Genomic DNA, 25,915 nt, shown 5'->3' with positions numbered 1-25,915 from the left:
TCTGCATATGGGCTTAACTATGGAGAAATTTTGTGTTGCAGCAGCATCAAAACACCTTTTAAAACGCTGTGCGTCCTTAATCTTTCCCCAAGCGTTGCATTGCATCACGCAAGAAATGAATATGGCGGGAGAAACGGGTACACGCAGTACAAGTCCACAAATGCACCCTGACGCGAACGCGATGGATGGGTGAAAGCGTTCGATCCTGCGCTTCTGACAAAAGGCTTTGCGTTTCGCGGCAAGTAGGAAATAGACGTTGACGGGGCATATTTTATTTATTGGAATAAAGGTCAGTAAAAAAACGCATCAAGTACACATGAAGACAAGAACGCATAAATTGTAGTCGTGGAAACGCCGCGAAAATTACATCTAATTGCAATATCTGTCGATTAAATACATGTACTAATAACAACAAATAACACGTCACACTACAACACCATACTTTATGGCACTACACTATTATCCGATCGCTACGCGGAATGAATACCAAACCAATTAATTTGCAGACATTCGCGCAAGCGCGTACGTGCCCGGTACAACAGCACCCACGCGTTGGCAGTAGTAATATCCAGTTCCTTGCAGATCGCGTCGGTGTCCAACTCCAACCATTCGCGCATCATAAAAATACGCCCTGTTTTGGCTGGCAACTTGTCTATACACAACTGCAAAATATCAAAAAATTCCTTGCGCTCCAGTGTCTGATCTGGATTTCCCCAATCGGGCATTGCTTCAGTTGCGTGATCTCGGCTGTTGAACAATGCATCCACCATATCTGCATCACTGCGATCATCATAAGGATCATCAGTAAGTTGGATCTCGCGCTTGCCACGTCGCAACTGATCAATCAATTTGTGTTTCAGAATACCGATAACATAGGTTTTGAGGGAAGATTGCTGCTGAAATCGATCAGGATGTTCCATCACCGCGACGATGGTTTCCGAGACAGCGTCTTCTGCCAAACTGGTGTTGCGTAACTGAAGTTGCGCAAATCTTAACAACGGTGAGCGCAGAGCCTCTAGATCGCGGGGGTCAATTGCCATGTTTGATCCAAAAAAAGAGTGACTGATAGCACACAGTCATGGCACAAAGACCATGCGAAGACATATAAACGACCTCACGAATGACGCTATGATGTCTACAAATAAGCATTTGTACACACAACGTATTCAAACGCTTGATCGACAACATCGACGAGATTGATCAATTAGAAGCCTGATTTTACCTGACTGTGATGCAACCGATAGCGCCTTGTCATCAAAATTAGTCGACAAATTCATTCGTTTTAATAGTTAATTACTTTGCAATACCGTCAGTCGCTTTACACATTATTTGGGCATTATTCAACCCTTCTTTACTGACATTGTCACATTGCCATATGCAAAACACAACATTACAAGAGCCATTCAAAGCAGCCCGCTTCATCAAGGAAATCGGACGTGGAAAAGACGGTGCGCGCAGCCTTTCTCGCTCGGATGCCTACGATCTCTATACTGCCATGTTGGATGGTCGTGTCTCTGATCTGGAAATGGGCGGTATTTTGCTGGCAATGCGCATCAAGGGCGAATCAGTAGATGAAATTGCCGGTTTTCTCGACGCCGCTGAAGCTTCCTTTCCGACGTTACCGACCGCTCCCGAAACTGAAGGTGTAACCGGATCATCAATTTACGCGCCGGTGGTCATTCCCAGTTACAACGGCGCCCGTCATATGGCCAATCTCACGCCCTTACTGGCGTTATTGCTAGCCCGCGAAGGTATTCCCGTCCTGGTGCATGGCGTACTCACCGACCCGGGAAGAATCACCACAGCAGAAATTTTTACCGCACTTGGACAAACGCACGCCACCAGCATCGATGAAGCAACGCAACGTTTTGCACGGCTTCAACCCGCTTTTATGCCAATCGCCGCCCTAGCACCAAAAATGTCGCGTTTGCTAGAAATGCGCCGTGTTTTGGGTGTACGCAACTCGACACACACGTTAGTAAAAATTATGCAACCATTCAGCGCGCCGGCCTTGCGCCTGACTTCTTACACGCACCCAGAATATCTGGCCATGCTGAGTACCTATTTTAAAACTACCGCAGCAGCAGAACGAGGCGATGTTTTTCTCATGCGTGGTACCGAGGGCGAAACGGTCGCCAATGCAAAAAGGGCACAGCAAATAGAATGGTTTCACCTTGGCACACAAAGCACGTTGGTAGAAAAACAAAACGTTGCTGAAGAAATCCCTGCCCTACCCGTAGAACGCGATGCAAGTGTGACAGCGCTCTGGATAAACGACGCGTTAGATGGTCGAATTGCAATACCAAAACCGATCCTGGAACAGGTCTCGCATTGCAAAGAGGTTTGCAAAATACTTAAACTCAGGCAAACTTCACTACCATTTTTGCCTTAAGTCGCACTACAAGCGTACCAAAATAGTGCAAATATGGAACCAACTCAGATAAAAACTGACAAATCGTTAATGATTTAACGCACGAATATCTTATTCACGAGGGTAAAGTCCAGAAATGTCCTTCCATGATTTCAGGAGCAAGCCAATGCGACGTACTTATTATAATAGATGTAATCAAAAAACCATCACCCCGCTGCTAAGACTTGGTTTTCCTCAGGTATTTCGCATAGTTCAGATTCTTTCAATCTAGATTAAATTCTGCGTTAATTCTGCAGCAATGCAGTTAATCGTTTGTTCTCCATAATCAGCTTCTTGCGCCACACTTTATCGCTAACTTTAAAGATTGCGATTGGCATAAGATCAGCAAAACTAACCTCCGGGAGTATCTATGGATTGGGCTCTTCCGTCCCTTGCCTTAGCAGACCCGATACAGTGGAATGCACTACTGCTATTTGGCAGCTTGCTGTTATTCGGATTGCTGGGCGGCTATATAGCAACAAAAACCCCTTGGGTTCCACGAATTACGGGCTATCTGGTCGTCGGATTTATTCTTGGCGTTGGTGGTCTTAATCTGCTTTCTGGCGATGTACTAAAATTAGCAAATATTTTTGCCGATATTGCAGTTGCACTGGTCGTCTATCAACTTGGCCGTTACGTAGACATTGGCTGGCTGCGGCGCGAAAAATGGCTAACTGCCACAGTCTTATTAAGTTCAGCACTCTGCTTTGGCTTCGTCAGCAGCGCGCTAATCTGGGTCGGCACGTCAAAAGTCGTCGCAATGCTGGGTGGCGTCCTCGCCATCGCCACCGCACCGGCCGTTATTATCGTCGTCTTAAGAGACCTTAAAGCAGAAGGTCAGGTGACACGGCGCCTGGCAGCAATGACCGCACTGAATAATTTTGTCGCCATTCTCGTTGCCTACGCCCTACTGCCAATCATCGCGCATGAAGGCACGCCCTTCTTAACCTTAGCAGCGCACACCGCTTATTCACTCGTTGGATCGTTGCTGCTGGCGTATGCCACCTACCGGCTGATGATTCCGCTGGCACGCTTACTAGGTCGCCAACCAAGTCGTCAGTTCGTACTCGTCATTGCCGTTATCTCGCTGGCGATCGGTGCCGCACATGCCTTACAACTACCTGTATTGCTGACGATGCTCGTCTTCGCGATTATGTCAAAAAACCTCGATCATCAATACGATTTGATGGAGTTGGAATTTGGCATCGCCAACGAGTTATTTATCGTCATGTTATTTGTCTCTATCGGCGCATCGATTCGCCTGACCGATCTATCGATGGTCGGCACATCGGTGATGGTATTAATTGGCGCCCGCTTCCTCGCAATGGCTTGCGGCGTATTCACTTTTGCGCATTTCGCCAGAATGAAATGGAAACAAGCAGGATTGATAACACTCGCAACGTTACCAATGACAGAGGCGGGCCTTGGCTTGATGCAAACTATTTCTTATCTTTATCCGCATACGACTGCGGACGTCCTTCCGCTGCTAGCAGGTTGCCTGATCGTGCTGGAACTATTTGGTCCCATAGCGACACAATTTGCCCTGATCAAATCTGGCGAAAGTGGACGCGAAGGTTAAACCTGAATTCGGCAATTGACCCTGCGTTTTATCTAAAAAATGCACACTCAGACCTATCCAACTACCCAATTCAGGTTACACAATTGTTGGCCGGTATAAGGCCAACGGAGAAAAAACATGGTTGAATCCGACGATCTAAACGCTCCGGCAAACCCGGAAATATTACCATTTACCTCCTCGACCCCATATACGATGGGAATCGAGCTGGAGTTGCAACTTGTCAATCGACGTAATTACAATCTCGCTAGCGACGCGGTAGATTTGCTGACCTGGATTGAGCCACGCGATTTGCAAAAGCAAATCAAACTGGAAGTAACCCAGGGCATGATCGAGCTCAATTCCGACATCCACACCAGCGTAGACTCTTTGATAGAAGAACTAAAAGTACTGCGCGCGGCCCTCAACAAAGGCGCACAGTACCTCAATATCGATGTCTCCGGCGGTGGCGCTCATCCATTTCAACACTGGAACGAACAACGTATTACGCCAAGTGAACGATTTAATCACTTGTATGAAAAATATGGTTATCTCGCCAAATCTTTCACTGTATTCGGTCAACATATTCACATCGGTGTACCGAATGGCGACGACGCCCTCTATTTAACCCATGCCTTCTCGCGATTTGTCCCCCATTTTATTGCCCTCTCTGCCGCCTCCCCATACTATCAAGGCGCAGACACGCAATTCGAATCGTCGCGTAGCAATGTAGTCCGTGCGTTTCCACTATCGGGTACCGCGCCAGTCATGCATCGGTGGACAGAATTTGAACGGTATTACAACGAGTTGCTCCAAATGGGCATCATCGGCAGTATGAAAGATTTTTACTGGGATATCCGACCAAAACCAGAATACGGCACGGTTGAAATTCGCGTTTGCGACACGCCACTCACCATCGAACATGCCGCCCATCTGGGTTGCTATGCACAACTACTAGCGCGCTGGATATTGACCGAGCGACCTTTTGTGATACGTAACGACTTTTATCTTCTCTATGAATTCAACCGCTTTGAAGCCAGTCGCTACGGGCTAAATGGTTCCTACGCGATCCATGGAGAGACATTAGCCACATCTACCAAACAATCTATTCACGCCCATTTGCTGACACATTTAAAAGATCTTGACCGTTACACTCAAAACGAAGCCGAGCGATCATCACTCAAACGTTTAGCCAATATGGCCAATGAGCGCCTTAGCGATGCTGGCTGGTTGCGCAAAACGTTTGCCCAACGCGGCTCATTAAATGACATGATGCGACTGTCCTCAGAATTATGGATGGGTCTAACGCCTCCACCGTACTTTCAATAATCAAAAAATATTGAAAATACGCAACATACACACAACAAAAATACCAAAAAGTAATGGCAAAACAATTCGATGTCGCCGTAATTGGCGCCGGTGCTGCAGGCATGATGTGTGCCGCTGTAGCAGGTCAGCGAGGGAAAAAAGTAGTCCTGATTGACCACGCTCCAAAGTTGGCGGAAAAAATCCGCATTTCTGGTGGTGGTCGCTGCAACTTCACCAACGCCGCTGCCGCACCACAGCATTACCTTTCACAAAATCCACACTTTTGCAAAAGTGCATTATCCCGATATAGCCCGCAGGATTTCATTAACCTGGTAAAACGCTATCGTATTGGCTATCACGAAAAGCATAAGGGACAACTATTTTGCGACGACTCGGCAGAGCAAATTATTGCCATGCTGAAAGCCGAATGTGAACTCGGCAACGTTAGTTGGCGCATGCCTTGCAGTGTTGCCAGTATTGGTAAAGAAGGTGATTTATTTCGGCTCGATACCGGTATCGGAGAAATACTCGCAGCGAATGTCGTCATCGCCACTGGAGGGTTATCAATTCCCAAGATTGGCGCGACTGATTTTGCATATCGTATCGCGCAACAGTTCGGCCTAAAAATGATTCCGCCGCGTCCCGGCCTTGTTCCACTGACATTTGATGCTGCTGGTTGGCAACCGTTTTTGCCACTCGCAGGAATAGCGTTGCCAGTTGAAGTCGAAGCCGGCGACAAAAAATCCCGTGGTTTCTTTAAAGAAGACCTGCTTTTCACGCATCGCGGCTTATCCGGGCCTGCCATTTTACAAATTTCAAGTTTTTGGCAACCGGGGCAACCACTCAACCTGAATTTGTTACCTGAAATTGATATTGCCGAGACCTTGATCGCTGGCAAAACGTCTATCAAGAAGAATTTTAGTAATTTATTTTCCCAATGGCTACCGAATCGTCTGGCCGTAGGGCTTTTAGAGGCCAATGGTATTGATCCGACAGCGCGGATTGCCGACACTCCAGACCGTATGCTGCGCACACTGAGCGACGCCATCAATCGCTGGGAGATCACTCCCAACGGCTCGGAGGGCTACCGTAAAGCTGAAGTCACGCTTGGCGGCGTAGACACGCGCGAATTGTCGCAACAAAGCATGATGGTCAATAAAGTACCCGGACTCCACTTTATTGGCGAGGCGGTAGACGTCACGGGCTGGCTCGGTGGTTATAACTTTCAATGGGCATGGGCTTCGGCAACGGCGGCAGGAATGTCTTTTTAATTTCGGACTGCCCTCCAATTTCAATGTCTATATGGCGAAAAAAATATAGAATAGCGAAAGTTAGTTCTGAATTGCCACTAATTGTGGCGCATTTGCACTTACCTTCGATTAGGGAATATCAGAGCGCTTCCCTTTATTGATTTCCCCTGCTATAATCGCCCTCTTCCCAATTTAACCATGGTTTGAATTTACATGACCACAATTCGTCTTAAAGAAAACGAGCCGTTCGAAGTCGCAATGCGTCGCTTCAAGCGCACCATCGAAAAAACAGGTCTATTGACCGAGTTGCGCGCGCGCGAGTTTTACGAGAAGCCGACAGCTGAACGTAAGCGTAAGCTAGCAGCTGCAGTGAAGCGTCATTACAAACGCATCCGCAGCCAGCAATTGCCGAAAAAGCTGTACTGATTCTTCACCGCGTTTATTGCGGTGGCAAGACAAGAATTACAAACCCGCTCCGGTGTTGTTCCGCAGCGGGTTTTCCCATTTATCAGACTTACTTATTTAGCCTAATTTAACTAGGCTTGTTTTAGACTTGTTAATTAGACTTCTTGCCGGACCGTAGAAAGCCTCGTGAAAACGATGCGCACGGAATCCTGCCTAACGATAGTTTAGTTGCCTGGGTACATGAGGATTGTCACCACTGCCAAGCGCAGCAGGTTCAGAAAAAGTCTATTGATTTCACCTTGGAGAATCACATGGGTCTTAAAGAACAAATTACCGAAGACATGAAGGGCGCAATGCGCGCCAAAGAAGCAGCGAAACTTAACACTATTCGCCTGATCACTGCCGCCATAAAGCAAAAAGAAGTCGATGAACGGATTACCGTTACCGACACACAAGTTCTCGCCATCATTGAAAAAATGATCAAGCAGCGCAAGGACTCGATAACCCAGTTTGAAGCAGGAAATCGTCAGGATTTAGCTGATATAGAAAAAGCGGAGCTCATTATCCTTGTCGCCTATATGCCAGCAGGATTATCCGACGCAGAAATTCACGCCGAAGTTGCCTCAGCCGTTAGCGCCAGCGGTGCTGCCGGACCGCAAGACATGGGTAAAGTGATGGCCATCTTAAAGCCAAAATTAGCCGGTCGCGCTGACCTTACCGCGGTGTCCGCGCTCGTGAAGGTCGCGTTATCTCCCAAAGCTTAATTTTGATCCACACTAGCACTCGACCAAAACTCGACCAACTCGGAAAAGATTAGCCGCAGTGATTCCACAATCCTTTATTCAGGATCTACTTACCCGCGTTGATATTGTCGACGTGGTGGGTCGCTATGTGCAGCTCAAGAAAGGTGGCGCAAACTTCATGGGTTTGTGTCCTTTTCACAACGAAAAATCCCCGAGCTTTACTGTTAGCCCTACCAAACAGTTTTATCACTGCTTTGGCTGTGGCGCACATGGCACGGCGATTGGGTTTCTGATCGAGTATTCCGGCCTTGGATTTGTCGAAGCAGTAAAGGATTTAGCCCAAAATGTCGGCATGGTCGTGCCAGAAAGCGACGACAAGATTCCACCGGCGCAACGTGCGGCTTATCAGGCCCAAAGTCTGGCCTTATCTGAAGCCATGACGATTGCCTGCGACTTCTATCGACAAAATTTGCGCTCGGCTCCAAACGCCGTTGCCTATTTAAAAGGCCGTGGATTAACCGGCGAAATTGCCGCCAAGTTTGGATTGGGTTACTCAATAGACAACTGGGATAGCTTGCGCACCGTTTTCCCTGATTACGAAGTCACCGCCCTCGTCGAATCCGGATTGGTTATCGACCGAACCGACGAAGAAGGCAATAACCGCAAACGTTATGATCGCTTTCGTGATCGCATCATGTTTCCAATTCGCAACACCAAAGGTCAGGTCATCGGCTTTGGTGGTCGCGTCATGGGTAACGGAGAGCCGAAATACTTGAATTCGCCGGAAACACCCCTATTTCAGAAGGGTAATGAGTTATACGGCTTATTTGAGGCACGACAAGCCATTCGCGATGCTGGTTATGTATTAGTGACGGAAGGTTATATGGACGTAGTTGCGTTGGCGCAATTAGGTTTTCCGCAAGCAGTGGCCACCCTAGGAACTGCTTGCACTCCTACACATGTCCACAAGCTATTAAGGCAGACCGATCAGGTTATTTTCAGTTTTGATGGAGATGGTGCCGGACGCCGTGCCGCACGACGGGCGCTCGACGCCTGCTTGCCGCACGCCAGCGACAACAAGATTATTAAGTTCTTATTTTTACCAAAAGAACATGATCCAGACAGCTACGTACGTGAATTAGGTGCTGAAGCGTTTGAGCGACAAATCCATGACGCCATGCCTTTGTCGCAATTCTTACTCAATGAAGTCACCGCTGAAGCGGACTTGACTACTTCTGAGGGGCGTGCGCGTGCGCAGTTTGATGCCAAGCCGCTGCTGCAAATTATGCCGCCCTCTTCCCTCAGATTGCAGATTGTTCGTGGGTTAGCACAGTTAACGCAGTCAACCGCAGCCGAAATCGAATCGTTATTCGAATTGGTGAAACCGATTGCCCGTGCGCGCCAGGCACCACCGCGCGGCAATCGCCCTGCACCGGTAGGAATTGAAAGACAGATAATTCGATTGATGGTGGCGCATCCGTCATTGACATCTGAGTTAGACGAATCGGCATTGGAAGCAGTGGCAAACTTTGCGCCAGACCGTGCAGAAATGTTAGCGCAACTGATTGAAGCCAGCCGCACAATGGGCGCACAAGCAAATTTTGCCTCGCTTGCCGAACATTTACGTGAAGGCGGTGCGGAATTCGAATCCCTGATTGCCGAAATAGCAGCTCAAGCGGAATCTGAAATTGAAACAGCCCGGATGGAATTAACCGACGCCATTCATCAGACCAAAATGAAGACTATTACAGAAGAACTTAATCAATTAGCAGCAACGTGGCAAGGAACAGATGACGAGCGGAAACGTTATCAAGAGTTAACTTTAAAGAAAGAGCATTTGCGTCGCAAAGCCGAAGCCGAACTGGCACAGCGTTAACATGCAGCTTTAAAAACAACATCCGCAAACAGGCGAATGGAACGTTAACCGCTATAAGTCATCAAATTATAGATCATATAGCGATGCTCTTGAATTGGAGAAGTGTCCCTCCATATGTTATAATAGAAGGCTTTGGATTCACTGTCTTAACGTGCAATACATCATGCAATAAGCGCAGACAAAGAATTATAGAGATGGAATGTTTTGAAGTGTTAATAATAAAGTTGAAGATTGGTGCGCAAATACGCAATAGTTAATAATTGGCGATTTATGTAAAGTCAATAATGCGTGTAAGTTAAAAGATTGACTAGGCCTAAGCAAAGTATCACAAAGCATCGCGCAAATTAGTGTAACCAGTTTGGTAAATGATTCCATGGCGAACGCAATGAAGAAACCCGCGAAAACCCAGACAATTTCAACCAAGATAGTGAAGCCGACGGCAAAAAAATCAGCCGCGCATTCTTCAATTGTAAAACCCACCGAAACGACCGCTATCAAGTCGCTTAGTAAAACGGCAGGAAAATCGCCGGGTCAGAAAGTTGCTGGCCCTGATACCAAAAAACTAGCGCCTAAAGTAGCCGTCAAAGCTGCTCCAAAGGCAGTTTCCAAGGCGGCTGCAACGCCCACGAAAAAAAGTGCATCAAGTACTGTTGCGAAGCCAGTATCTGTGAAATCGAAAGCCCCTGTGCCAAACAAGAAACCCTTACTCAAAGTCGTCAAGTCGCCTAAAAACATTGCTGCCGCTGAAGTAGTCGTAGTAGTTGTCCCGAAGGACATGAGCGTAATGATCGGATCGGGCGTCAGTCAGACTACCGATGCCGCGACTCTTGCCGCGATTGACACGTCCAGCTACATTTTACCTTCGGTTAAAGTGCCGGGTCGTCGTGGTCGCAAGCCGAAAGAATTTCAGCCAGAGAACGACGAAATCGCCGCGCTGAATGCGGTCGAGCGCGCCGAACTTAAAGCCGTCGACAAGGCCAAAGCGAAGGATCGGAAAGCCAAAGAAAAAGCGCTCCTGAAAGACGCTTTCTCCTCAGACACTGAAGCCTCTGAAGAAGAACTCGAAGCACGTCGTCAAAAGCTCAAGACGCTGATTAAAATGGGTAAGGAACGTGGCTTCCTGACTTATTCAGAAATCAACGATCATTTGCCTGAAAACATCATTGACCCGGAAGCGATTGAAGGCATCATTGGCACGTTCAGCGACATGGGTATTGCGGTTTCGGAGCACGCTCCAGACGCCGAAACCCTGCTTTTGTCCGATAACGTCGCAACCGTTACCAGCGATGATGAAGCAGAAGCAGCAGCAGAAGCCGCACTTTCAACCGTGGACTCAGACTTCGGTCGTACTACCGACCCGGTCCGCATGTACATGCGGGAAATGGGTTCGGTTGAATTGCTGACGCGCGAAGGCGAAATCGAAATCGCCAAACGTATCGAAGACGGCCTGAAAGATATGATTCAGGCAATTTCGGCGTGTCCAACCACGATCGCGGAAATCATTCTTGCTGCTGACAGAATTTCAAAAGACGAAATAAAGATCGATGAAATCGTTGACGGACTTGTTGACCTGAACGCAACAGACGAAGCGGTCACTACCGCCGCCGCCGTAACTGCTGACGACGAAAACGAAGAAGAAGACGAAGAAGAAGACGAAGAAGAAGCGGAAGAGGAAGAAGCCAACAGCAACTCCGGTGCTGCAGGATTCTCGGCAGAACAACTTGAGCAGTTAAAGCGCGATGCGCTGGCCAAGTTCGAAACCATCTCGACCCAATTCGACAAAATGCGTAAAGCCTTCGAAAAAGATGGCTACAACTCAAAACCATACACCAAAGCGCAAGAGATCATCTCGCACGAGCTTCTTGGGATTCGTTTTACGGCCAAAGTTGTAGAAAAACTGTGCGATACGTTGCGTGGTCAGGTGGATGAAGTTCGCAAGATTGAGCGTCAAATTCTGGACGTCGCAGTCAACAAATGCGACATGCCGCGCCTACACTTCATCAAAGTATTTCCAGGCAACGAAACCAATCTGGACTGGGTTGATGGTGAAGTCAACGGCAATCATCCATACAGCGTTGTATTGAGCCGCAACGTCCCAGCAGTCAAAGAATTACAACAACGCCTGATAGACCTGCAAGCGCGCGTCGTGTTGCCACTGCCGGATCTGCGCGGCATCAACAAAAAGATGGGCGCTGGCGAGAAAAAAGCGCGTATGGCTAAGCGCGAAATGACTGAGGCTAACTTGCGCCTCGTGATTTCGATTGCAAAGAAATATACCAACCGTGGTTTGCAGTTTCTGGATCTGATCCAGGAAGGCAACATCGGACTGATGAAGGCCGTAGACAAATTTGAATACCGTCGCGGTTATAAATTCTCGACATATGCAACCTGGTGGATCCGTCAAGCGATCACTCGCTCGATCGCCGACCAGGCACGTACCATCCGAATTCCGGTTCACATGATCGAAACGATCAACAAAATGAACCGTATTTCTCGTCAAATTTTGCAGGAAACCGGCGCTGAGCCAGATCCGGCAACATTAGCGATCAAGATGGAAATGCCAGAGGACAAGATCCGCAAGATCATGAAGATCGCCAAAGAGCCGATTTCGATGGAAACACCGATCGGCGATGACGATGATTCACATCTGGGCGATTTCATCGAAGATAACAATACGCTGGCACCAGCCGACGCTGCATTGCATGCATCAATGCGCGGCGTGGTCAAAGACATTCTCGATTCACTGACACCACGCGAAGCCAAAGTGCTGCGCATGCGTTTCGGCATTGAAATGTCGACAGATCACACGCTAGAAGAAGTCGGCAAACAATTTGACGTTACACGTGAGCGTATCCGTCAAATAGAAGCCAAGGCATTACGCAAACTGCGTCATCCTTCGCGTTCCGACAAGCTGAAGAGCTTCCTCGAAGGCAACTAAAAACATTAAGCGGTTCTTGCATTGATATTCTTGCGTAGCAATCTTCAACAATAGTTGCTATCAAGAGCTAAATTCTTCTACAATGCTGATCCGCTTATAAATCAATAGTGCCAGCGAATACCGGCAGCAATAATAGTTTAAGTAGGAAATCGGCCCCCTAGCTCATGCTTGGTTAGAGCAGCGGACTCATAATCCGTTGGTGCGCAGTTCGACTCTGCGGGGGGCCACCAGAATTAGATAGTAAAATTAAAGGGTTACGAGCTTCGGCTGGTGACCCTTTTTCTTCCCTGCTTGCTTTATCGTTCCATGTAACCGCTGTGTAACCCGATTTAGGGAATGACCACACCTTCACAGATATAGAGCCGCTAACAACGCACAGCCTGGCTTGGCCTAGTCGTTATTTGATTCATTATGAAATGCTTCATAAATTTCTTTAACTGTGCTTCCGTTGAATGTCCAATATGGGGACGGCTGAATTGGGTAATCTAAGGCTAAATTTAGTAATTTTCTTGTGGGCACTATTAATGAACATACAGCGCCCTCAAAGTTCACTTTCCGTTCACCGGCGACGGTTACTTGCATGGCACCGTCCTTTGAAACCAGAACAGAGCCGTCTGGAATACCAAGGGCGTGGAAATTCATGAAGGGACGTTTCGTATTTTTTAGATTTTGCCCGGACTGCTTATCAACAGCGTCCAATTCTTTAGTCAACTGTTGTTCAAATTGAACAGTTATGTCATCGACCTTAAGTAGTTTCAAAACGGCTATCACCCTGTCTGGCTCTATTCTAAAAAACTCTCTGCTCGGATTGATGCGTGTTTTACCAAAAGCGTAATGCAATGCCTTCTCGACCTCGCTCGCGTCTTTAACTTGGCAGGCGAACGCGCACTCAAAAGGAACTGGCACCCCGGTCCCATAAAGCTGCTTCATCCGCTCTTCGACCTCAAACTGAGACGTTTTTCCGATTTTTACCAATCCAACCATTGCAGGATTTGTGAGTACATACACAATTTGATTGCTATTTTCTGCCATAATTTCCGTCTTTTGCCTGTCTCATGTTTTGCCTATAGATTAATCTGTTGCTGAACGCTAATTTAGGCTATGGCACGTTTCCTTATCTCATCGAGTTTAAGTACCATCTCCGTCACGCGCATTGGCAAGAACAATGCCTCGGGCCCTTGCAAGCTGATATCAGTGAACGGAGACTCATACAGCCGTGCCGCATCCATTACTCCGTTTTCCGTCAGATATTGCACAATGAGGTTAATGAACTCCAACTGACTGGCGGTGACAGTAGTACCCACCACGAACTGGCTGAATGCCTGCTTAGCAGTCTCACGGTCTAACCCAACGAGAGAACGAATAAAGATACCAAGCCCCTGGCTTTGTTCTGTTGCCTGTTGAATCAAATCGGCGGAACCACCGGCATCCTCCAGCATGCGTCCCAGCTCTTCAAGGTCGGAAGACGTCAGCGGTTGGTTGCGACGCAGGCGCTGCAAAGACAGGTGACTTTCATGCACCCTCAGAAACTGCCGGGCTTTTTCCTTGAACTTAGCGAAGTTCATACCTGTACTGATACCCGGCAACGTAATCGCTGTATCCTCACCAAATTCATCTCGAAAATCTGTGTATACGATGTTCTTTTTGCCCTTTTCAATCAATTTGACTAAGGTGCGCAATTTCTTACGGGCGTTCTCAAGCATGGCGATGGTGACGTGGAAATATCCCGTTTTTTCCGTTCATCACTCGTTAATTCATCTAACTGTGAATCGAGAACGACCGCTTTAAATGCTTGCTCCACTCTGGCGGCCAACACAGGAGTAAGTTCGTCAAAAGCCTTATGCAAATGTGCTTTAATGTCTGACGCTATGGGAATGCATATTGGAATAGCAAGTAAATTTTCACTCATGCTGCGCTCCTTCAAGCGCCTTCATTAAATGGGGCACCAGTCAGGCCGGTGAAGGTTTCCGGTTTGTCTCCCCGTCGGGATAGACTGGCGCTTTAAACTATTTGCCTAACGTCAGGCGGCGTCAGGCATGCTTATCGTCGGTGCAGGCTGAACATGCATCGGTACAGCCTTAAACCGCTGCTCGGCTTGCCACATGTCATAGGCGCTTTGTTCTGCCAGCCATATGCGGGCATCGCCGCCACGGTCCACTCCAAGCCATGCCTCAATACGCAAGGCCATCTCTGGCGAAATTGCAGCGCGCCCATTGAGCACGCGGGAGAGTGAGACGCGGTTTACGTCGAGTTGTTGCGCGGCCTCAGTCACCGACAAACCGAGCGCCGGTAATACGTCATCGCGTAAAGTTAATCCAGGATGTGGCGGGTTAAACATGCGTGCCATAGTAAATTCTCCTCAGTGATAGTCTTGATAATCGACCAGTACGGCGTCCGTGCCATCAAACTTGAATGTCATGCGCCAGTTTGCGTTGACCTTTACCGAAAAATGGCCCTTAAGGTCGCCTCGTAATGGGTGCAATCCCCAGCCCGGCAAATTCATACCTGACGCATCGGGCAATTCATTCAGACGGCGCAACATGGCGGCTAGTCGCGGGGCGTGCGTCGCTTGAATGCCAGCCATGCTCCCGGTTTCGAAAAAGGCCTTCAAGCCCTTGTGCTGGAATGTCTTAATCATACGCTATTGTAGTGCGTAACGTTACACGCATCAATATCAATCAACCTTTTATCATGCACAAACCTGATTGCTCGGGAACAAAGTCGATTCCAGCCTGCTTTAAAATTATTGCTTCGATAATGAAATGCCATTTACGTAAAAAATCCATTGGTCGAACGATGTAACTTTTCTCTCTGGCGCTCTGGGGTTTGTGGCCTTGAATCTGTGCAGCCACCCCCCGGGGCTTCGGTCTGTTCAGCAAGGCTCGCAAACGAACGCCGCAAACCATGTAAGGTCAGGCCTTGTAGCCCGGCAGCATCGCACGCCAGCTTATGCGGTAAATGTGGTTTGGCGATGATAGCTACCTCTTCTAATGCGCTTGAGAAAACGTAATCGTTTCGCCTTGGCAATGCCGCTAACAGATGGGCGACAAAAGGAGTTAATGGTATGGTCCGCTCCCCGTCCATTTTGTCTCGGATAACGATAGACTCCCAGCGCCAGTTAATATCCTCCCACCTCATTTCCAGTACTTCACCGGGACGGGCACCGGACCGAAGCAAGGTTTGCAGATAGGCGCTGATGGTTGGGTTGCCCAGTTTTTGGACGGCATCGAACCACCCCTGAAGCTGTGCCGCTTCCAGGTCGTCTCGTTTTGCCTTGGCCTTCCCTAAAGCCTCACCGCTCTTCTTTGTCTTAGCGGGGTTCTGCGGTTGAATTAGGTCGCGGTAGGTCTTGCTTTCGTAGCACCACTGAAAAAATACTTTCAACATACGCCACGCAAGCCGTGCCGAAGTGGGACGGACCTTGCCTTCCAGCTTGGCCCATGCTTCCACTATTTCGGTATCAACATTATTTAATGGCATTGCAGAAAAGTAGTGCAACGGCCCAGCTATCGTTACGCCAAGACCACGGGTTCCCCGCAGCGAAGGCAAGCCACCAGCAGCAATCTTATTAAGGTGGTCTAGTTAATGACGCTCGCCCCAATGAGGTTTTCGTTCTTGCAGGTAAATATCCCATACCTGTTTAAAAGTAGTTGAGTTTTTGGCTGCTAGTGTAGCGGCGGCTGTTTTTTTGGCTTCCTGAACATCACGGATTACTTGCGCTGCGACCAGCCCGTCAGTTTTCACTTGGCGCGGGTCTTGGCCGTTGTCAATAATGACCTTCAGACGGCGAGATTCGATTTTTGCGGCTTCTATGGTCCAGATGGAAGGCGAGCCGATTGTTATACGCATCGCTTGGCCATTCAACTTGGCTTGAAACATGAATGCTTTTGCACCATTCGCTGTTACTCGCAGGCCCAAACCCGGTGCAGACGTGTCCCAAAGGAAACATTGGCTTTTGCCAGAATCACATTCAAAATCAGCTACCCGACCAGCCGTAAAATTTACCTTTGCCATCCCTCAAACACTCCCATGTAAACCATGTAACCGCCATGTAACCCGATTTGGAGTATATCAAGCAATATCGATTAACAAAAATCAACACTGTAATTTTACTAAGTCATTGATTTATATAAATTGTATTTTTTAGGATTATCAATCAACACCGATAAACACATTATTTCTCGGACTCATAATCCGTTGGTGCGCAGTTCGACTCTGCGGGGGGCCACCAGAATTAGGCAATGCAATCAGAGGGTTACGGGCTTCGGCTCGTAACCCTTTTTTCTTTCAGCTTTCTTCATCCCCCCATGGCTGGGCCAGTTGATCCAAATACATCCTCCATGCAGCCACCACAGGTTTTAAGCTGTAGAGCGCCAAAATGCCGAAGAAAAAAATCTTATATTAATCATGAAGAGAGATGGCTTTCATGGCGGCTCACACATCCGACTGTAAATTATTCGACAGTTCTTATGGCCTTCCATCGATAGAATCAAGGTATCGAGGATCGATTTTGAGCCGATTTGAAAAGGTTTGCGGTGTGGTTTGTGAATCGGACCGCTGGGCTGATTAAACGCCATGGTCCCGCGCTTTCGCCTGCGACAGACAAGTTGTATCAGACGATCGAAAAAACTGGCCGCGACGATTGCCATAATCGTGGAGGGCTCTTTTTATTGATGCGCTCTACGCATTAAAACTGAGCGAATTTACTTTATCAATCACGTTCGCGATAATGACTCGGCAAAACCCATTCGATATCTAAAAAAAGCAGGAGTCAAAGATTATGCGTATTAAACAAATCATGCCAAAGCTATTCATTCTCGGCACGCTCAGCCTGGCCTTGTGCTCTGGCGCGACCCAAGCCGATGAACTCAATGTCATGAATTCAGGTGGCTTTACCGCTGCTTATAAAGCACTCCAACCTAAATATGAAGCGGCTAGCGGCAACACGCTGACGACCGCGTGGGGGCCATCAATGGGCAAAGCGCCGGAGGCAATCCCCACCCGTCTGGCGCGTGGCGAACCGGCTGACGTCGTGATCATGGTAGGGTATGCATTGGGCGATCTGATCAAACAGGGTAAAGTGATGGCAGATAGCCGCGTTGATCTGGCCGACTCCCGCATTGGCATGGCGGTCAAAGCAGGCAGTGCCAAGCCGGACATTAGCACAGTGGAGAAGTTTAAGTCGGTGTTGATCCATGCAAAATCAATCGCGTATTCCGATAGCGCCAGTGGCGTCTACATTGAGGCCGAACTATTCAAGAAACTGGGTATTGAAAAACAGATCATTCCGAAAGCACACATGATTGAGAAAACCCCGGTCGGTTCATTAGTGGCCAGCGGTGAATACGAACTAGGCTTCCAGCAGGTGAGCGAGATTCTGCCGGTGCAGGGCATCGAATTTGTCGGCAAGATCCCGGAGCAGGTGCAAAGTATCACCACCTTCTCAGCCGGCATTCCAGTCGGTGCCAAACATCCGGAAGCCGCCCGCGCATTGATTCGTTACCTTGCCTCGCCAGAAGCGCGCGCCGATGTCATCAAGAGTGGACTCGATCCAAAGTAATCGCCTCCCACTAGTCTATTATCAGCTCAATGGGCCATAACTGGGTCTGATAATGGCTAGCATGTTGACAGTGGTGATGCACACCGTCTCGCTCCACCTGACAACAATTTATATCCCCACACTCGGCACTACCAAAGAGAGACAGCAGAGATCGAAAGCGATTGCAGAAACAATTCGTTACGACAAAAACAATTTGTATCGTCAGCCGAATAAAGAGCACCAACGTTAATGTCACGTAGCACCCATCAATATTAACGCCAAATACTGCACCTAAATTAGGGGACACATTATGTTTACGCGCAATCGCTCAGGTAAAGCCATCATACTCACTGCACTTGTCACGGTTTTTGCCAGCGCAGCCGGTAGTGTAATGGCTGAGACAACGTGGCAAAAAAATCATCCACGCCGGGAACAGGTCAATAATCGGCTGAACAATCAAAACAATCGTATCAAGACTGAAGTCAAAGATGGTCAGATAACCAAAGGTCAGGCCAGAACCTTGCACAAGGATGACCATGCGATTCGACAAGAAGAACGTGATATGTCCCGGCAAAATGGCGGTCACATCACCAAAGCCGAACAATCAGTGTTGAACCAGCAAGAGAATGGCGTCAGCCGACAAATTGGTAAGTAAATTGTCGTCGTAGTCGATGTCGTATAACAGAAGCAACTTTTGCAGGCAACGGGAATGATTCGGTCGCCTGCATTTGTGCGTCCTTCTCCGAAATTGCCTAGGTATTTACGTAAGTTAAATCTTGCTTTTTATTTAAAAGATTATGCTTATCGGAAATCTCCGCTATCGTTTATAGGTCCCCGAAAAAAGGGGAACGGGTTTGACAGCTCGAACGTACAAAACGCACAAACCGCGCATAGCGGTCTTTTTATGTGTGTAAACCGTTGTTGCACCTTTCATGGGCGGCAGTGGCAGGGAGGCTTCGGCCTGCCGAGGATCTTGTACGTCGGTCTGTCAACCCTGTTATTTGCCCCCCACCCGCCTGACAGCGGGAGCGGTTCAACCGGACAAAGAAAGCAACAATGCTCAACACCATTATTTCCCCGACTCTCCCTCAAATACAATTCATCAAGCGACTTGCCTGCCAAGCGACTTCTAGTCGTGAGGCGCGACCATAACAACATCGTCGCCACCTCCAGAACCCGAAGCATTCCATCACGCATTTTCATGGTTACCAGCGCATCCAAACTAATGAGTCGGCACAATTTTATGCTCTGACGATGGATGTCTGTCATGGCATTCAAACCTGTATTGACGTCACGCAGGTCAGCAACGCGGATCGTGGCACCGACACCATGCCGACACTCGATATAATTGCCACCGAGCGTTTGTTGCGCCTTGCTCTCACGTCATCGCAGATGCTGGCCGACACCGCTGCACGGCATATCAATAGACTTGATAGCCGCTTCAGACAGGGACTGAACTGTCCTCCCATATCTCCGCGACGCCACAATAAACGTGATTTAACTTTACGCAGAAGCGAATGATGAATGATGGCGACGACTCTTTTGGTAGTCGCCACCAACTTCAATTCACTGATTCAATTAACTGCTTCAATTGGTAATCGTTCCGCAGAGATGCATTGCTGGATTTGCCACGCACCGACCATAAAGCCTGGCATCGCATCATAAGGCGGGAATAAAAACTACTGATAGCTTCGTCGGCATCGCGTTTTTTCCTTAGGATGATTTTTACTCACGTTGAAAGCGGACATGCTTTCAAAAAATATTATTAAAAAAATCAAAAAATCAAAAAATCAAAAAACAAATAAAAAAATAGATAAAAAAAATTGAATGAATTTCTTGGATGGAACAAGAAAAAATCAAATAGAAAAGTCTGCGTGACGTGAAGTTGGCGCAAAAAACTAAACGATAATTTACCATCAATCCAACCAGCAAAAGCTTTTCGGTTGATAGCGCATTGTTGCTCAACTTATGCACATAAGTTTTCAATGTCGGGTCATACTAAAGCACATTAAAAAATCTCATAACAGATTTCGAGAATGCGAAAATAACACATTAAAAAAGAAACCCTGTAAGTACCTGCCCTAAAAAAATAATCGCGAAAAAGAAAGAGGTCATCACATGGATGGATAAATAAAAAAATGTCTGTAGCACGCAAACTAAAGCATAAAAATAAAATATAAAAAATAAGTCCCGGAGACCAACATGCATGTAATAAAAAAGATTACCAGTATCGCCCTGATAGCGGGCGCGGCTGGATTATCACCCGCCCTCTTTGCAGCCGAACCGATCAAGATTGGCGTTATCAATCCCTTTAGCGGTCCACTCGCTTTGTACGGCGTTGAGATGACACGCGGTTATGAACTAGCGGTGGATCAGGTTAATGCGAGTGGCGGATTGCTTGGCCGCAAAGTGGCATTGGTGCGTGGCGATGCCGCCAATCCGCAGCAAGGGATTGCCGCTGTCGAGCAGCTAGTGACCAACGATAACGTTGATATGTTTTCTGGCACTTACATTAGCGCGGTCTCCAACGCAGCAAGCGATGCGGCAAGTCGCTATAACAAGCTCTATTGGGATACCGGTGCGGTGGCGCAAAATCTGACAGAACGCGGCTTGCCGAACTTTATACGTTCCGGCACTTACGCACTCAGCTTCGCTGCTGGCACTGTCGATACGGTGAAGGATTTGATCGCGCCTGCATTGAAAAAAAATGTCAAAGATCTGAAGGTATGGATCGAACATGAGGATTCGATTTACGGAACGTCAATTGCAATCTCACAGAAGCGCATGCTGGAGGCGTTAGGCGCAAAAATTGTGGGCGTGGGCGCGCATGCGTCCCGTTCGATTGATATGAACGATACGATCCTGCGTGCCAAACAGGCCAATCCTGATGTGTTCATCGAAACTGGCTATGTCCCGGATGGCAATCTGCTACTACGCACGGCGCGTGATCAAGGATTCAAGCCCGCTGCGATGCTATACGTCGGAACGGGTGATACTGCCGAAACGCTGGCGTCTTTGGGCGGCACTTCCTTGGAAGGCTTGTTGGTGGTTGGATGGCCGCGCAACGATGTCATTGAAAGCTTTGGCCCCGGTGCTAAAGCATTTCTCACCGCCTATCGCGCCAAGTTTAAAAGTGATCCCATCGCACCCCAAAGTATGGCAGGCTATGTTGGCCTTCAAATGTTGTTCGACACAATTAAAGCAGCGAACAGCATTGATCTCGAAAAAGTCCGTCTTGCCGCTGCAAATATGGATAAACCGCTAGGAAGCTATGCAACCGGCTTCGGCATCAAATTCGACAAAAATTTCCAAAATATGCGAGCCTCTCCCACCACCGGACAATGGCAGTCGGGCAAGATGGTGACAGTCTTCCCAGAAAAGGCTGTAGCGCCTGGCGTTGTTCTTCAGAATCTGGCAAGAAATTGATAATAGAATGATGAATCGGGGGGCCGTTGAACGATGCTAGCGGCACCTCGTATTGATTCGAACGCGTTTTACAACACGTGGGTATTTATTTTTCAATACGTTGGCGTTTACTTTATGTAACGCGCCATTCGTGGCATCAATTTTTAAAGTTGTATTGCCATAAAATGGTCATCAAAAAAGCGCCACACAGGCGCTTTAAAAATGCCACCTTCTTTATTTCATCGACTGTCCTGCCGCTGATGGCGGCCGTCCTAAAGTAAATCCACCATCTACCGTAATGAGCTGACCAGTGACAACTGAATCCGGCTCAAGCAACCAGCAAATAGCGCTGGCAATTTGCTCTGGCGTGCTGACTTTTCCCAGTAAAGCGACGGCGGCAAATTCCCCTTTCACGCGCTCATAGGCCTCGTCACCCAGACCATCGCGCATCCATCGTCCCTCGATCAACCCGGGCAATACGGCATTGACGCGGATAGCCGGAGCGAGCGTGCGCGCCAGCGCAACGGTCAGCATGTTTAATGCGGCCTTGGATAATACATAAGGTAAAGAACTACCGCTGCCAGTAACGCCAGCGACCGATGAGACGTTCACAATCGCACTGCCAGGTTGCATATACTTTTTGACCGCACGGGCCATCTGAAATGGTCCAATCGTGTTGACCGCATACACACGCTCAAAGTCGGCAGTGGTCACAGCGTCCAGATCCGCCATCGGGATAAACTGGGTCGTACCCGCGCTGCTGACCAGCGCGTCAATACGCCCCCAACGCGCCATCGCTTGTAACGCCAATGCGTTGCAGTCATTGTCATTGGACACATCGCCTTGCACTGCGACGGCATCCGCGCCAAGGGCCAGACAGTCTTCAACCACGCCAGCGGCGGCTTCGCTGCTGCGGCTATAGTTAATCATCACATTGTAATGTCGGCTGGCGAGTAACCTCGCGACCGCCGCGCCCACGCCAGTCGCGCCACCGGTAATAAGTACGACTCTTCGATTCGTCAACATAGGGTTTCTCTCAACAATGCAGGACAACTAACGGATGGCATTTTGTGCCAATGTTGCAAGTGCTATGGAATGATGACGATTTTTCCGCTCACCTTGCGTTGCATCATCGCATTCAGCGCATCGCAGACACCTTCAAGTGGATAACGTGCCGATACCAATGGCTTGATTTTTTTCTGTCGATAAAGCGATACCAGTTCGGTTAAATCGGCCTCCAGATTTTCTGGTTCTCTGCGGATAAAATCACCCCAAAAAACGCCTAAAATCGAACAGCCTTTCAGCAACGGTAAATTGAGTGGAATTTTGGGTATTTCGCCATCTGCAAAACCGACCACCAAAAACCGTCCACGCCACGCCATGCTGCGGATTGCCTGTTCGCTGTATGCGCCACCGACCGGATCGCACACGACATCAATGCCACGCCCATCAGTCAGTACTTTGAGCCGCTCGCGCAGATTTTCCGTGAGGTAATTAATGCATTCATCCGCGCCGTGTGCTTTACAAACTGCCAGTTTTTCGGCAGACGATGCGGCGGCGATCACTCTAGCGCCCAGCGCTTTGGCAATCTCGATAGCCGCAATGCCAATGCCACCGGCAGCGCCAAAAATCAGCACCGTCTCACCTTTAGCAAGTTGGGCCCGATCTTTCAGCGCGTGATACGCCGTACCATAAGTCATCAAAAAAGTCCCTGCAATCTCGTGGGACATCTCGGCTGGCATCGGAATCAGGCTATCTTGACTTATCGCAATCTCTTCCGCAAACGCACCCCAACCAGAGAATGCGATCACCGACTGGCCCACCACGAATTTGGTGACGCCACTGCCAACCGATTTGATCACACCAGCCAACTCACCACCCGGCGAAAACGGTAGTGAGGTTTTGATTTGATATTTATTCTGAATAATCAGTGAATCCGGAAAATTCACACCAGCCGCCTTTACGCTGATAATCACCCGACCAGCATCGGGGATTAGCGATGGAATATCTTCGACCACCAACATTTCGGGCGGCCCATATTGATGACATCGTACTGCTCTCATTGTCACACTCTCCTGAATAAGTTCTCAAACTCGGCAATCTATCTTGCGCCAGCGCGCCTGCCAATTTGTGAAAGTGACGATTTATCACGCTGATGATTGTTCGAACATGGCGTTCAATGCCAAATTGGTGGTTAAGCACCAAATGTCGACAACGACGTCCACGCAATACCTTTTAGTTAATTTCAATCGACCGCATCAAGAATACGTAAAAAATCCACGTCCAGATTTGCGCCCTAGGTAGCCAGCCGCGACCATCTCTTTCAACAGTGGTGCGGGCCGATATTTGGAATCGTTAAATCCTTCATACAGCACTTCCATTACGGCTAACAACGTATCCAGACCAATCATGTCGGCTAATGCCAGCGGGCCGATTGGATGATGGCATCCAAGCTTCATACCGTTATCGATTGCTTCGGCAGTGGCCAATCCTTCAGCGAGAACAAAGATCGCCTCATTGATCATCGGACATAGAATCCGGTTAACTACGAAGCCGGGATTGTTCCGCACCGTGATGGGGCTTTTGTTCAATTGTTTGGCGAACGCTTCCACTTTTGCATGCGTGGCGTCACTGGTTTGAAGTCCGCGTATCAACTCGACCAAATCCATCAATGGGACCGGATTGAAGAAGTGCATGCCAATCACTCTATCCGAACGCTTGGTCGCCGCGGCCAGTTTTGTGATGGAAATCGATGAAGTATTAGTGGCAAGAATCACCTCTTCACCGATGACAGCGTCCACTTCTTTCAAGAGTTTTATCTTGAGCGCCTGATTTTCAGTAGCGGCTTCAATTACCAGATCAACGGTCTTAAACGCATTGATATCAGTCGTACCCGTGATCAACGCTATCACAGCGTCTTTTTGCGCCAAGGTGAGTGTATTGTTTTTGATCAGTCGGTCCAGACTATTGCCTATTTTTACTAGGCCCTTTTGTACTGCTACCTCACTAATGTCTAACATGACAACCGGTATGCCCACCATAGCGCATGACTGCGCAATCCCGTTGCCCATGATCCCTGCACCGATAACGCCGACTGTGTTGATTTTGCGCATTGCTGCTTTCCTCAATTAAATTTAACTATTGTAGAGCAATCAGTTTCCGGTAAAGCGCGGCGGACGTTTGTCAAAAAATGCGCTGACGCCTTCAACAAAATCTGCTGATTTAGCGCACGCGATAAAGGATTCGCGCTCGGCCAGCATTTGGTCTTCCATTGTGCGCGCAAATGATGCGCGCATTAATTGTTTAGTCTTCGCAAAGGCGAATGCCGGTCCCGATGCAAGACGTTGCGCCAGCGCTTCTGTTTCGGCAGCCAGCGCCGCCGCTGGAACCACGCGACTAATCATGCCAAGACGCTGCGCTTCTGCTGCGTCAAAGGTCTCGGCCAACAGTGTCAGTTCAAGCGCCTTGTGCAAGCCGACCATGCGCGGTAACGACCACGAGGCCGATCCGTCCGGACTCGCACCGATCTTGGAATATGCCAGGTTAAACCGCGTGCCTTCTGCAGCAATTGACAGGTCACAAGCCAGCGCAAGACTGACGCCCGCGCCCGCCACTGCACCGTGCACACTGGCAATCACGAGTTGCGGCAGATTGGTTAAAATCGACAATGCTTCGTGCAACGGATCAATGACGGTTGGCGCTGCTTGTGCAGCGGCGGCCAGATCAGCTTTAAAATAATCCAGATCGCCGCCTGCCATAAACGCACGCCCTTCTCCGCTAATGACAACGACCCCAATATCTTGGCTAGCCTTGATACTCTTGCAAATCGTTAGCAAGCCTTCGGCCATAGTGCGATCAAGCGCATTCAGGGCCGATGGTCGATTGAAACGAATGTTGGCAATCTGATCTTCTACATGAAACAAAATGGTTGCGTCGCTATTGCTCATGGCTGTGTTCCTGATTTTTAGGTTTTGGTGAAATATTGGCGTACCACCGACTCAGCGATGCAGGCTGGTTTGGCGTCACCTTCGATCTCAATCGTTGCCGTCAAGACAATCTGGATGCCACCGGGGATATCCGCGACGCTGCTGAGCAAAAATCGACCGCGAACCCGACTGTCGACCCGCACCGGATTTGTAAAACGAACCTTGTTCAGACCATAGTTAATCCCCATCTCGCAGAACGGCAACTCAAAATTGTCCTGATAAAACTTGCCGAGCAACGATAGCGTCAGAAAACCATGCGCGATGGTACAGCCAAACGGCGACTCTTTTTTTGCTCGGGCAACATCGACATGAATCCACTGAAAATCGCCCGTCGCCTCCGCGAATTGATTGATGCGGCTTTGTGACATCAGCACCCAATCGGAGACAAAAATCTCACTTCCTATGTGCGTGCGGAGAAGTGCCAGCGTACCGATATCGGGTTGCAGAATGGTTGATTGTGGAATGATTGATTCCGACATGGGGATTTCCTTGATGGTGTC

General features: G+C 48.6%; 26 protein-coding genes and 1 tRNA gene. 13 read left to right on the top strand and 14 right to left on the bottom strand.

What is annotated here, in order from left to right:
• Positions 1-76: 76 nt before the first annotated feature.
• Both ACXX82_RS15000 and ACXX82_RS14995 read right to left on the bottom strand, forming a co-directional pair.
• Positions 77-268, bottom strand: coding sequence for a zf-HC2 domain-containing protein (locus ACXX82_RS15000; protein WP_322236131.1), 192 nt, complete (start codon positions 266-268; stop codon positions 77-79).
• 202 nt (positions 269-470) lie between these two features.
• Positions 471-1,040, bottom strand: coding sequence for a sigma-70 family RNA polymerase sigma factor (locus tag ACXX82_RS14995; RefSeq protein WP_458563185.1), 570 nt, complete (start codon positions 1,038-1,040; stop codon positions 471-473).
• Positions 1,041-1,375: 335 nt separating this feature from the next.
• On the opposite strand from ACXX82_RS14995, the gene ybiB reads away from it, so the two are divergent.
• From ybiB to ACXX82_RS14950, 9 genes are all read left to right on the top strand, one after another.
• The gene (ybiB, locus tag ACXX82_RS14990) at positions 1,376-2,392 is read left to right on the top strand and encodes a DNA-binding protein YbiB (protein ID WP_322236129.1); all 1,017 of its coding nucleotides are present in this window, start codon (positions 1,376-1,378) and stop codon (positions 2,390-2,392) included.
• A gap of 388 nt (positions 2,393-2,780) precedes the next feature.
• A complete protein-coding gene (locus ACXX82_RS14985) occupies positions 2,781-3,989 on the top strand; it encodes a cation:proton antiporter (RefSeq protein WP_322236128.1) in 1,209 nt (402 codons plus the stop codon).
• 117 nt (positions 3,990-4,106) lie between these two features.
• The gene (locus tag ACXX82_RS14980; protein WP_322236127.1) at positions 4,107-5,294 is read left to right on the top strand and encodes a YbdK family carboxylate-amine ligase; all 1,188 of its coding nucleotides are present in this window, start codon (positions 4,107-4,109) and stop codon (positions 5,292-5,294) included.
• Between the two features lie 53 nt (positions 5,295-5,347).
• Positions 5,348-6,544, top strand: a complete 1,197-nt coding sequence (locus ACXX82_RS14975; protein WP_322236126.1) for a BaiN/RdsA family NAD(P)/FAD-dependent oxidoreductase — start codon at positions 5,348-5,350, stop codon at positions 6,542-6,544.
• Between the two features lie 192 nt (positions 6,545-6,736).
• Positions 6,737-6,949 carry a 30S ribosomal protein S21 gene (gene rpsU / locus ACXX82_RS14970; RefSeq protein ID WP_005665410.1) on the top strand — a complete coding sequence of 71 codons (213 nt, stop codon included), beginning with the start codon at positions 6,737-6,739 and terminating at the stop codon, positions 6,947-6,949.
• A 290-nt stretch (positions 6,950-7,239) separates the two neighbouring features.
• Positions 7,240-7,692: a GatB/YqeY domain-containing protein gene (locus ACXX82_RS14965; protein ID WP_322236085.1), complete on the top strand. Its 453-nt coding sequence runs from the start codon at positions 7,240-7,242 to the stop codon at positions 7,690-7,692.
• Between the two features lie 58 nt (positions 7,693-7,750).
• The gene (gene dnaG, locus ACXX82_RS14960; RefSeq protein WP_458563184.1) at positions 7,751-9,547 is read left to right on the top strand and encodes a DNA primase; all 1,797 of its coding nucleotides are present in this window, start codon (positions 7,751-7,753) and stop codon (positions 9,545-9,547) included.
• Positions 9,548-9,920: 373 nt separating this feature from the next.
• On the top strand, positions 9,921-12,485 hold the full coding sequence (rpoD, locus tag ACXX82_RS14955) for an RNA polymerase sigma factor RpoD (RefSeq protein ID WP_416186810.1): 2,565 nt from the start codon (positions 9,921-9,923) through the stop codon (positions 12,483-12,485).
• A 151-nt stretch (positions 12,486-12,636) separates the two neighbouring features.
• Positions 12,637-12,715: transfer RNA gene (locus ACXX82_RS14950), tRNA-Ile, on the top strand.
• 160 nt (positions 12,716-12,875) lie between these two features.
• Here ACXX82_RS14950 and ACXX82_RS14945 read toward each other — a convergent pair.
• From ACXX82_RS14945 to ACXX82_RS14915, 7 genes are all read right to left on the bottom strand, one after another.
• Positions 12,876-13,517 carry a GIY-YIG nuclease family protein gene (locus ACXX82_RS14945; RefSeq protein WP_458563183.1) on the bottom strand — a complete coding sequence of 214 codons (642 nt, stop codon included), beginning with the start codon at positions 13,515-13,517 and terminating at the stop codon, positions 12,876-12,878.
• A gap of 62 nt (positions 13,518-13,579) precedes the next feature.
• Positions 13,580-14,188 (bottom strand): type I restriction-modification enzyme R subunit C-terminal domain-containing protein, encoded by a 609-nt coding sequence (locus ACXX82_RS14940; protein WP_458563182.1) that lies wholly within the window; start codon positions 14,186-14,188, stop codon positions 13,580-13,582.
• On the bottom strand, positions 14,152-14,394 hold the full coding sequence (locus ACXX82_RS14935; RefSeq protein ID WP_458563181.1) for a hypothetical protein: 243 nt from the start codon (positions 14,392-14,394) through the stop codon (positions 14,152-14,154). Before ACXX82_RS14935 ends, ACXX82_RS14940 begins: the two co-directional genes overlap by 37 nt.
• A gap of 111 nt (positions 14,395-14,505) precedes the next feature.
• Entirely contained in the window at positions 14,506-14,832 is a 327-nt protein-coding gene (locus ACXX82_RS14930) for a HigA family addiction module antitoxin (RefSeq protein WP_322236073.1), read from the bottom strand.
• A gap of 12 nt (positions 14,833-14,844) precedes the next feature.
• Positions 14,845-15,123 (bottom strand): type II toxin-antitoxin system RelE/ParE family toxin, encoded by a 279-nt coding sequence (locus ACXX82_RS14925; RefSeq protein WP_322236071.1) that lies wholly within the window; start codon positions 15,121-15,123, stop codon positions 14,845-14,847.
• 131 nt (positions 15,124-15,254) lie between these two features.
• On the bottom strand, positions 15,255-16,034 hold the full coding sequence (locus ACXX82_RS14920) for a tyrosine-type recombinase/integrase (RefSeq protein WP_458563180.1): 780 nt from the start codon (positions 16,032-16,034) through the stop codon (positions 15,255-15,257).
• A gap of 33 nt (positions 16,035-16,067) precedes the next feature.
• Positions 16,068-16,364 carry a hypothetical protein gene (locus ACXX82_RS14915; RefSeq protein WP_323505717.1) on the bottom strand — a complete coding sequence of 99 codons (297 nt, stop codon included), beginning with the start codon at positions 16,362-16,364 and terminating at the stop codon, positions 16,068-16,070.
• 919 nt (positions 16,365-17,283) lie between these two features.
• On the opposite strand from ACXX82_RS14915, the gene ACXX82_RS14910 reads away from it, so the two are divergent.
• The 4 genes from ACXX82_RS14910 (at position 17,284) to ACXX82_RS14895 (ending at position 21,450) form a co-directional block, all read left to right on the top strand.
• Positions 17,284-18,045 (top strand): substrate-binding domain-containing protein, encoded by a 762-nt coding sequence (locus tag ACXX82_RS14910; RefSeq protein WP_322240471.1) that lies wholly within the window; start codon positions 17,284-17,286, stop codon positions 18,043-18,045.
• A gap of 289 nt (positions 18,046-18,334) precedes the next feature.
• The gene (locus tag ACXX82_RS14905; RefSeq protein WP_322236063.1) at positions 18,335-18,679 is read left to right on the top strand and encodes a hypothetical protein; all 345 of its coding nucleotides are present in this window, start codon (positions 18,335-18,337) and stop codon (positions 18,677-18,679) included.
• A gap of 599 nt (positions 18,680-19,278) precedes the next feature.
• The gene (locus tag ACXX82_RS14900) at positions 19,279-19,545 is read left to right on the top strand and encodes a hypothetical protein (RefSeq protein ID WP_322236061.1); all 267 of its coding nucleotides are present in this window, start codon (positions 19,279-19,281) and stop codon (positions 19,543-19,545) included.
• Between the two features lie 681 nt (positions 19,546-20,226).
• Positions 20,227-21,450, top strand: coding sequence for an ABC transporter substrate-binding protein (locus ACXX82_RS14895; RefSeq protein WP_322236059.1), 1,224 nt, complete (start codon positions 20,227-20,229; stop codon positions 21,448-21,450).
• A 213-nt stretch (positions 21,451-21,663) separates the two neighbouring features.
• Here ACXX82_RS14895 and ACXX82_RS14890 read toward each other — a convergent pair whose 3' ends face one another.
• The 5 genes from ACXX82_RS14890 to ACXX82_RS14870 all read right to left on the bottom strand — a co-directional run bounded on the left by ACXX82_RS14890 (position 21,664) and on the right by ACXX82_RS14870 (position 25,894).
• Positions 21,664-22,455 (bottom strand): SDR family NAD(P)-dependent oxidoreductase, encoded by a 792-nt coding sequence (locus tag ACXX82_RS14890; RefSeq protein ID WP_458563179.1) that lies wholly within the window; start codon positions 22,453-22,455, stop codon positions 21,664-21,666.
• Positions 22,456-22,517: 62 nt separating this feature from the next.
• Entirely contained in the window at positions 22,518-23,492 is a 975-nt protein-coding gene (locus ACXX82_RS14885) for an NADPH:quinone oxidoreductase family protein (RefSeq protein WP_458563178.1), read from the bottom strand.
• A 195-nt stretch (positions 23,493-23,687) separates the two neighbouring features.
• Complete coding sequence (locus ACXX82_RS14880; protein WP_458563177.1) at positions 23,688-24,542, bottom strand: 3-hydroxybutyryl-CoA dehydrogenase; 855 nt, start codon at positions 24,540-24,542, stop codon at positions 23,688-23,690.
• A 39-nt stretch (positions 24,543-24,581) separates the two neighbouring features.
• Positions 24,582-25,376, bottom strand: coding sequence for an enoyl-CoA hydratase/isomerase family protein (locus ACXX82_RS14875; protein ID WP_322236051.1), 795 nt, complete (start codon positions 25,374-25,376; stop codon positions 24,582-24,584).
• A gap of 17 nt (positions 25,377-25,393) precedes the next feature.
• Positions 25,394-25,894, bottom strand: a complete 501-nt coding sequence (locus ACXX82_RS14870) for a MaoC family dehydratase (protein WP_323505721.1) — start codon at positions 25,892-25,894, stop codon at positions 25,394-25,396.
• Positions 25,895-25,915 lie beyond the last annotated feature (21 nt).

The organism is Glaciimonas sp. GNP009 (assembly GCF_054343755.1).
Note: the sequence above shows the minus strand (reverse complement) of the source record. Positions and strands in the feature narration are given on the sequence as shown.

Coding starts and splice junctions, on each gene's coding strand:
- ACXX82_RS14900 (WP_322236061.1), top strand. CDS start 19,279: ATGGATGTCTGTCATGGCATTCAAACCTGTATTGACGTCACGCAGGTC.
- ACXX82_RS14875 (WP_322236051.1), bottom strand. CDS start 25,376: ATGAGCAATAGCGACGCAACCATTTTGTTTCATGTAGAAGATCAGATT.
- ACXX82_RS14930 (WP_322236073.1), bottom strand. CDS start 14,832: ATGGCACGCATGTTTAACCCGCCACATCCTGGATTAACTTTACGCGAT.
- ACXX82_RS14985 (WP_322236128.1), top strand. CDS start 2,781: ATGGATTGGGCTCTTCCGTCCCTTGCCTTAGCAGACCCGATACAGTGG.
- ACXX82_RS14880 (WP_458563177.1), bottom strand. CDS start 24,542: ATGCGCAAAATCAACACAGTCGGCGTTATCGGTGCAGGGATCATGGGC.
- ACXX82_RS14935 (WP_458563181.1), bottom strand. CDS start 14,394: ATGAGTGAAAATTTACTTGCTATTCCAATATGCATTCCCATAGCGTCA.
- ACXX82_RS14915 (WP_323505717.1), bottom strand. CDS start 16,364: ATGTTTCAAGCCAAGTTGAATGGCCAAGCGATGCGTATAACAATCGGC.
- ACXX82_RS14910 (WP_322240471.1), top strand. CDS start 17,284: ATGCCAAAGCTATTCATTCTCGGCACGCTCAGCCTGGCCTTGTGCTCT.
- rpsU (WP_005665410.1), top strand. CDS start 6,737: ATGACCACAATTCGTCTTAAAGAAAACGAGCCGTTCGAAGTCGCAATG.
- ACXX82_RS14980 (WP_322236127.1), top strand. CDS start 4,107: ATGGTTGAATCCGACGATCTAAACGCTCCGGCAAACCCGGAAATATTA.
- rpoD (WP_416186810.1), top strand. CDS start 9,921: ATGGCGAACGCAATGAAGAAACCCGCGAAAACCCAGACAATTTCAACC.
- ACXX82_RS14965 (WP_322236085.1), top strand. CDS start 7,240: ATGGGTCTTAAAGAACAAATTACCGAAGACATGAAGGGCGCAATGCGC.
- ACXX82_RS14925 (WP_322236071.1), bottom strand. CDS start 15,123: ATGATTAAGACATTCCAGCACAAGGGCTTGAAGGCCTTTTTCGAAACC.
- ybiB (WP_322236129.1), top strand. CDS start 1,376: ATGCAAAACACAACATTACAAGAGCCATTCAAAGCAGCCCGCTTCATC.
- ACXX82_RS14890 (WP_458563179.1), bottom strand. CDS start 22,455: ATGTTGACGAATCGAAGAGTCGTACTTATTACCGGTGGCGCGACTGGC.
- ACXX82_RS14885 (WP_458563178.1), bottom strand. CDS start 23,492: ATGAGAGCAGTACGATGTCATCAATATGGGCCGCCCGAAATGTTGGTG.
- ACXX82_RS14945 (WP_458563183.1), bottom strand. CDS start 13,517: ATGGCAGAAAATAGCAATCAAATTGTGTATGTACTCACAAATCCTGCA.
- ACXX82_RS14870 (WP_323505721.1), bottom strand. CDS start 25,894: ATGTCGGAATCAATCATTCCACAATCAACCATTCTGCAACCCGATATC.
- ACXX82_RS14995 (WP_458563185.1), bottom strand. CDS start 1,040: ATGGCAATTGACCCCCGCGATCTAGAGGCTCTGCGCTCACCGTTGTTA.
- ACXX82_RS14975 (WP_322236126.1), top strand. CDS start 5,348: ATGGCAAAACAATTCGATGTCGCCGTAATTGGCGCCGGTGCTGCAGGC.
- ACXX82_RS14895 (WP_322236059.1), top strand. CDS start 20,227: ATGCATGTAATAAAAAAGATTACCAGTATCGCCCTGATAGCGGGCGCG.
- ACXX82_RS14905 (WP_322236063.1), top strand. CDS start 18,335: ATGTTTACGCGCAATCGCTCAGGTAAAGCCATCATACTCACTGCACTT.
- ACXX82_RS14940 (WP_458563182.1), bottom strand. CDS start 14,188: ATGCTTGAGAACGCCCGTAAGAAATTGCGCACCTTAGTCAAATTGATT.
- ACXX82_RS15000 (WP_322236131.1), bottom strand. CDS start 268: ATGCCCCGTCAACGTCTATTTCCTACTTGCCGCGAAACGCAAAGCCTT.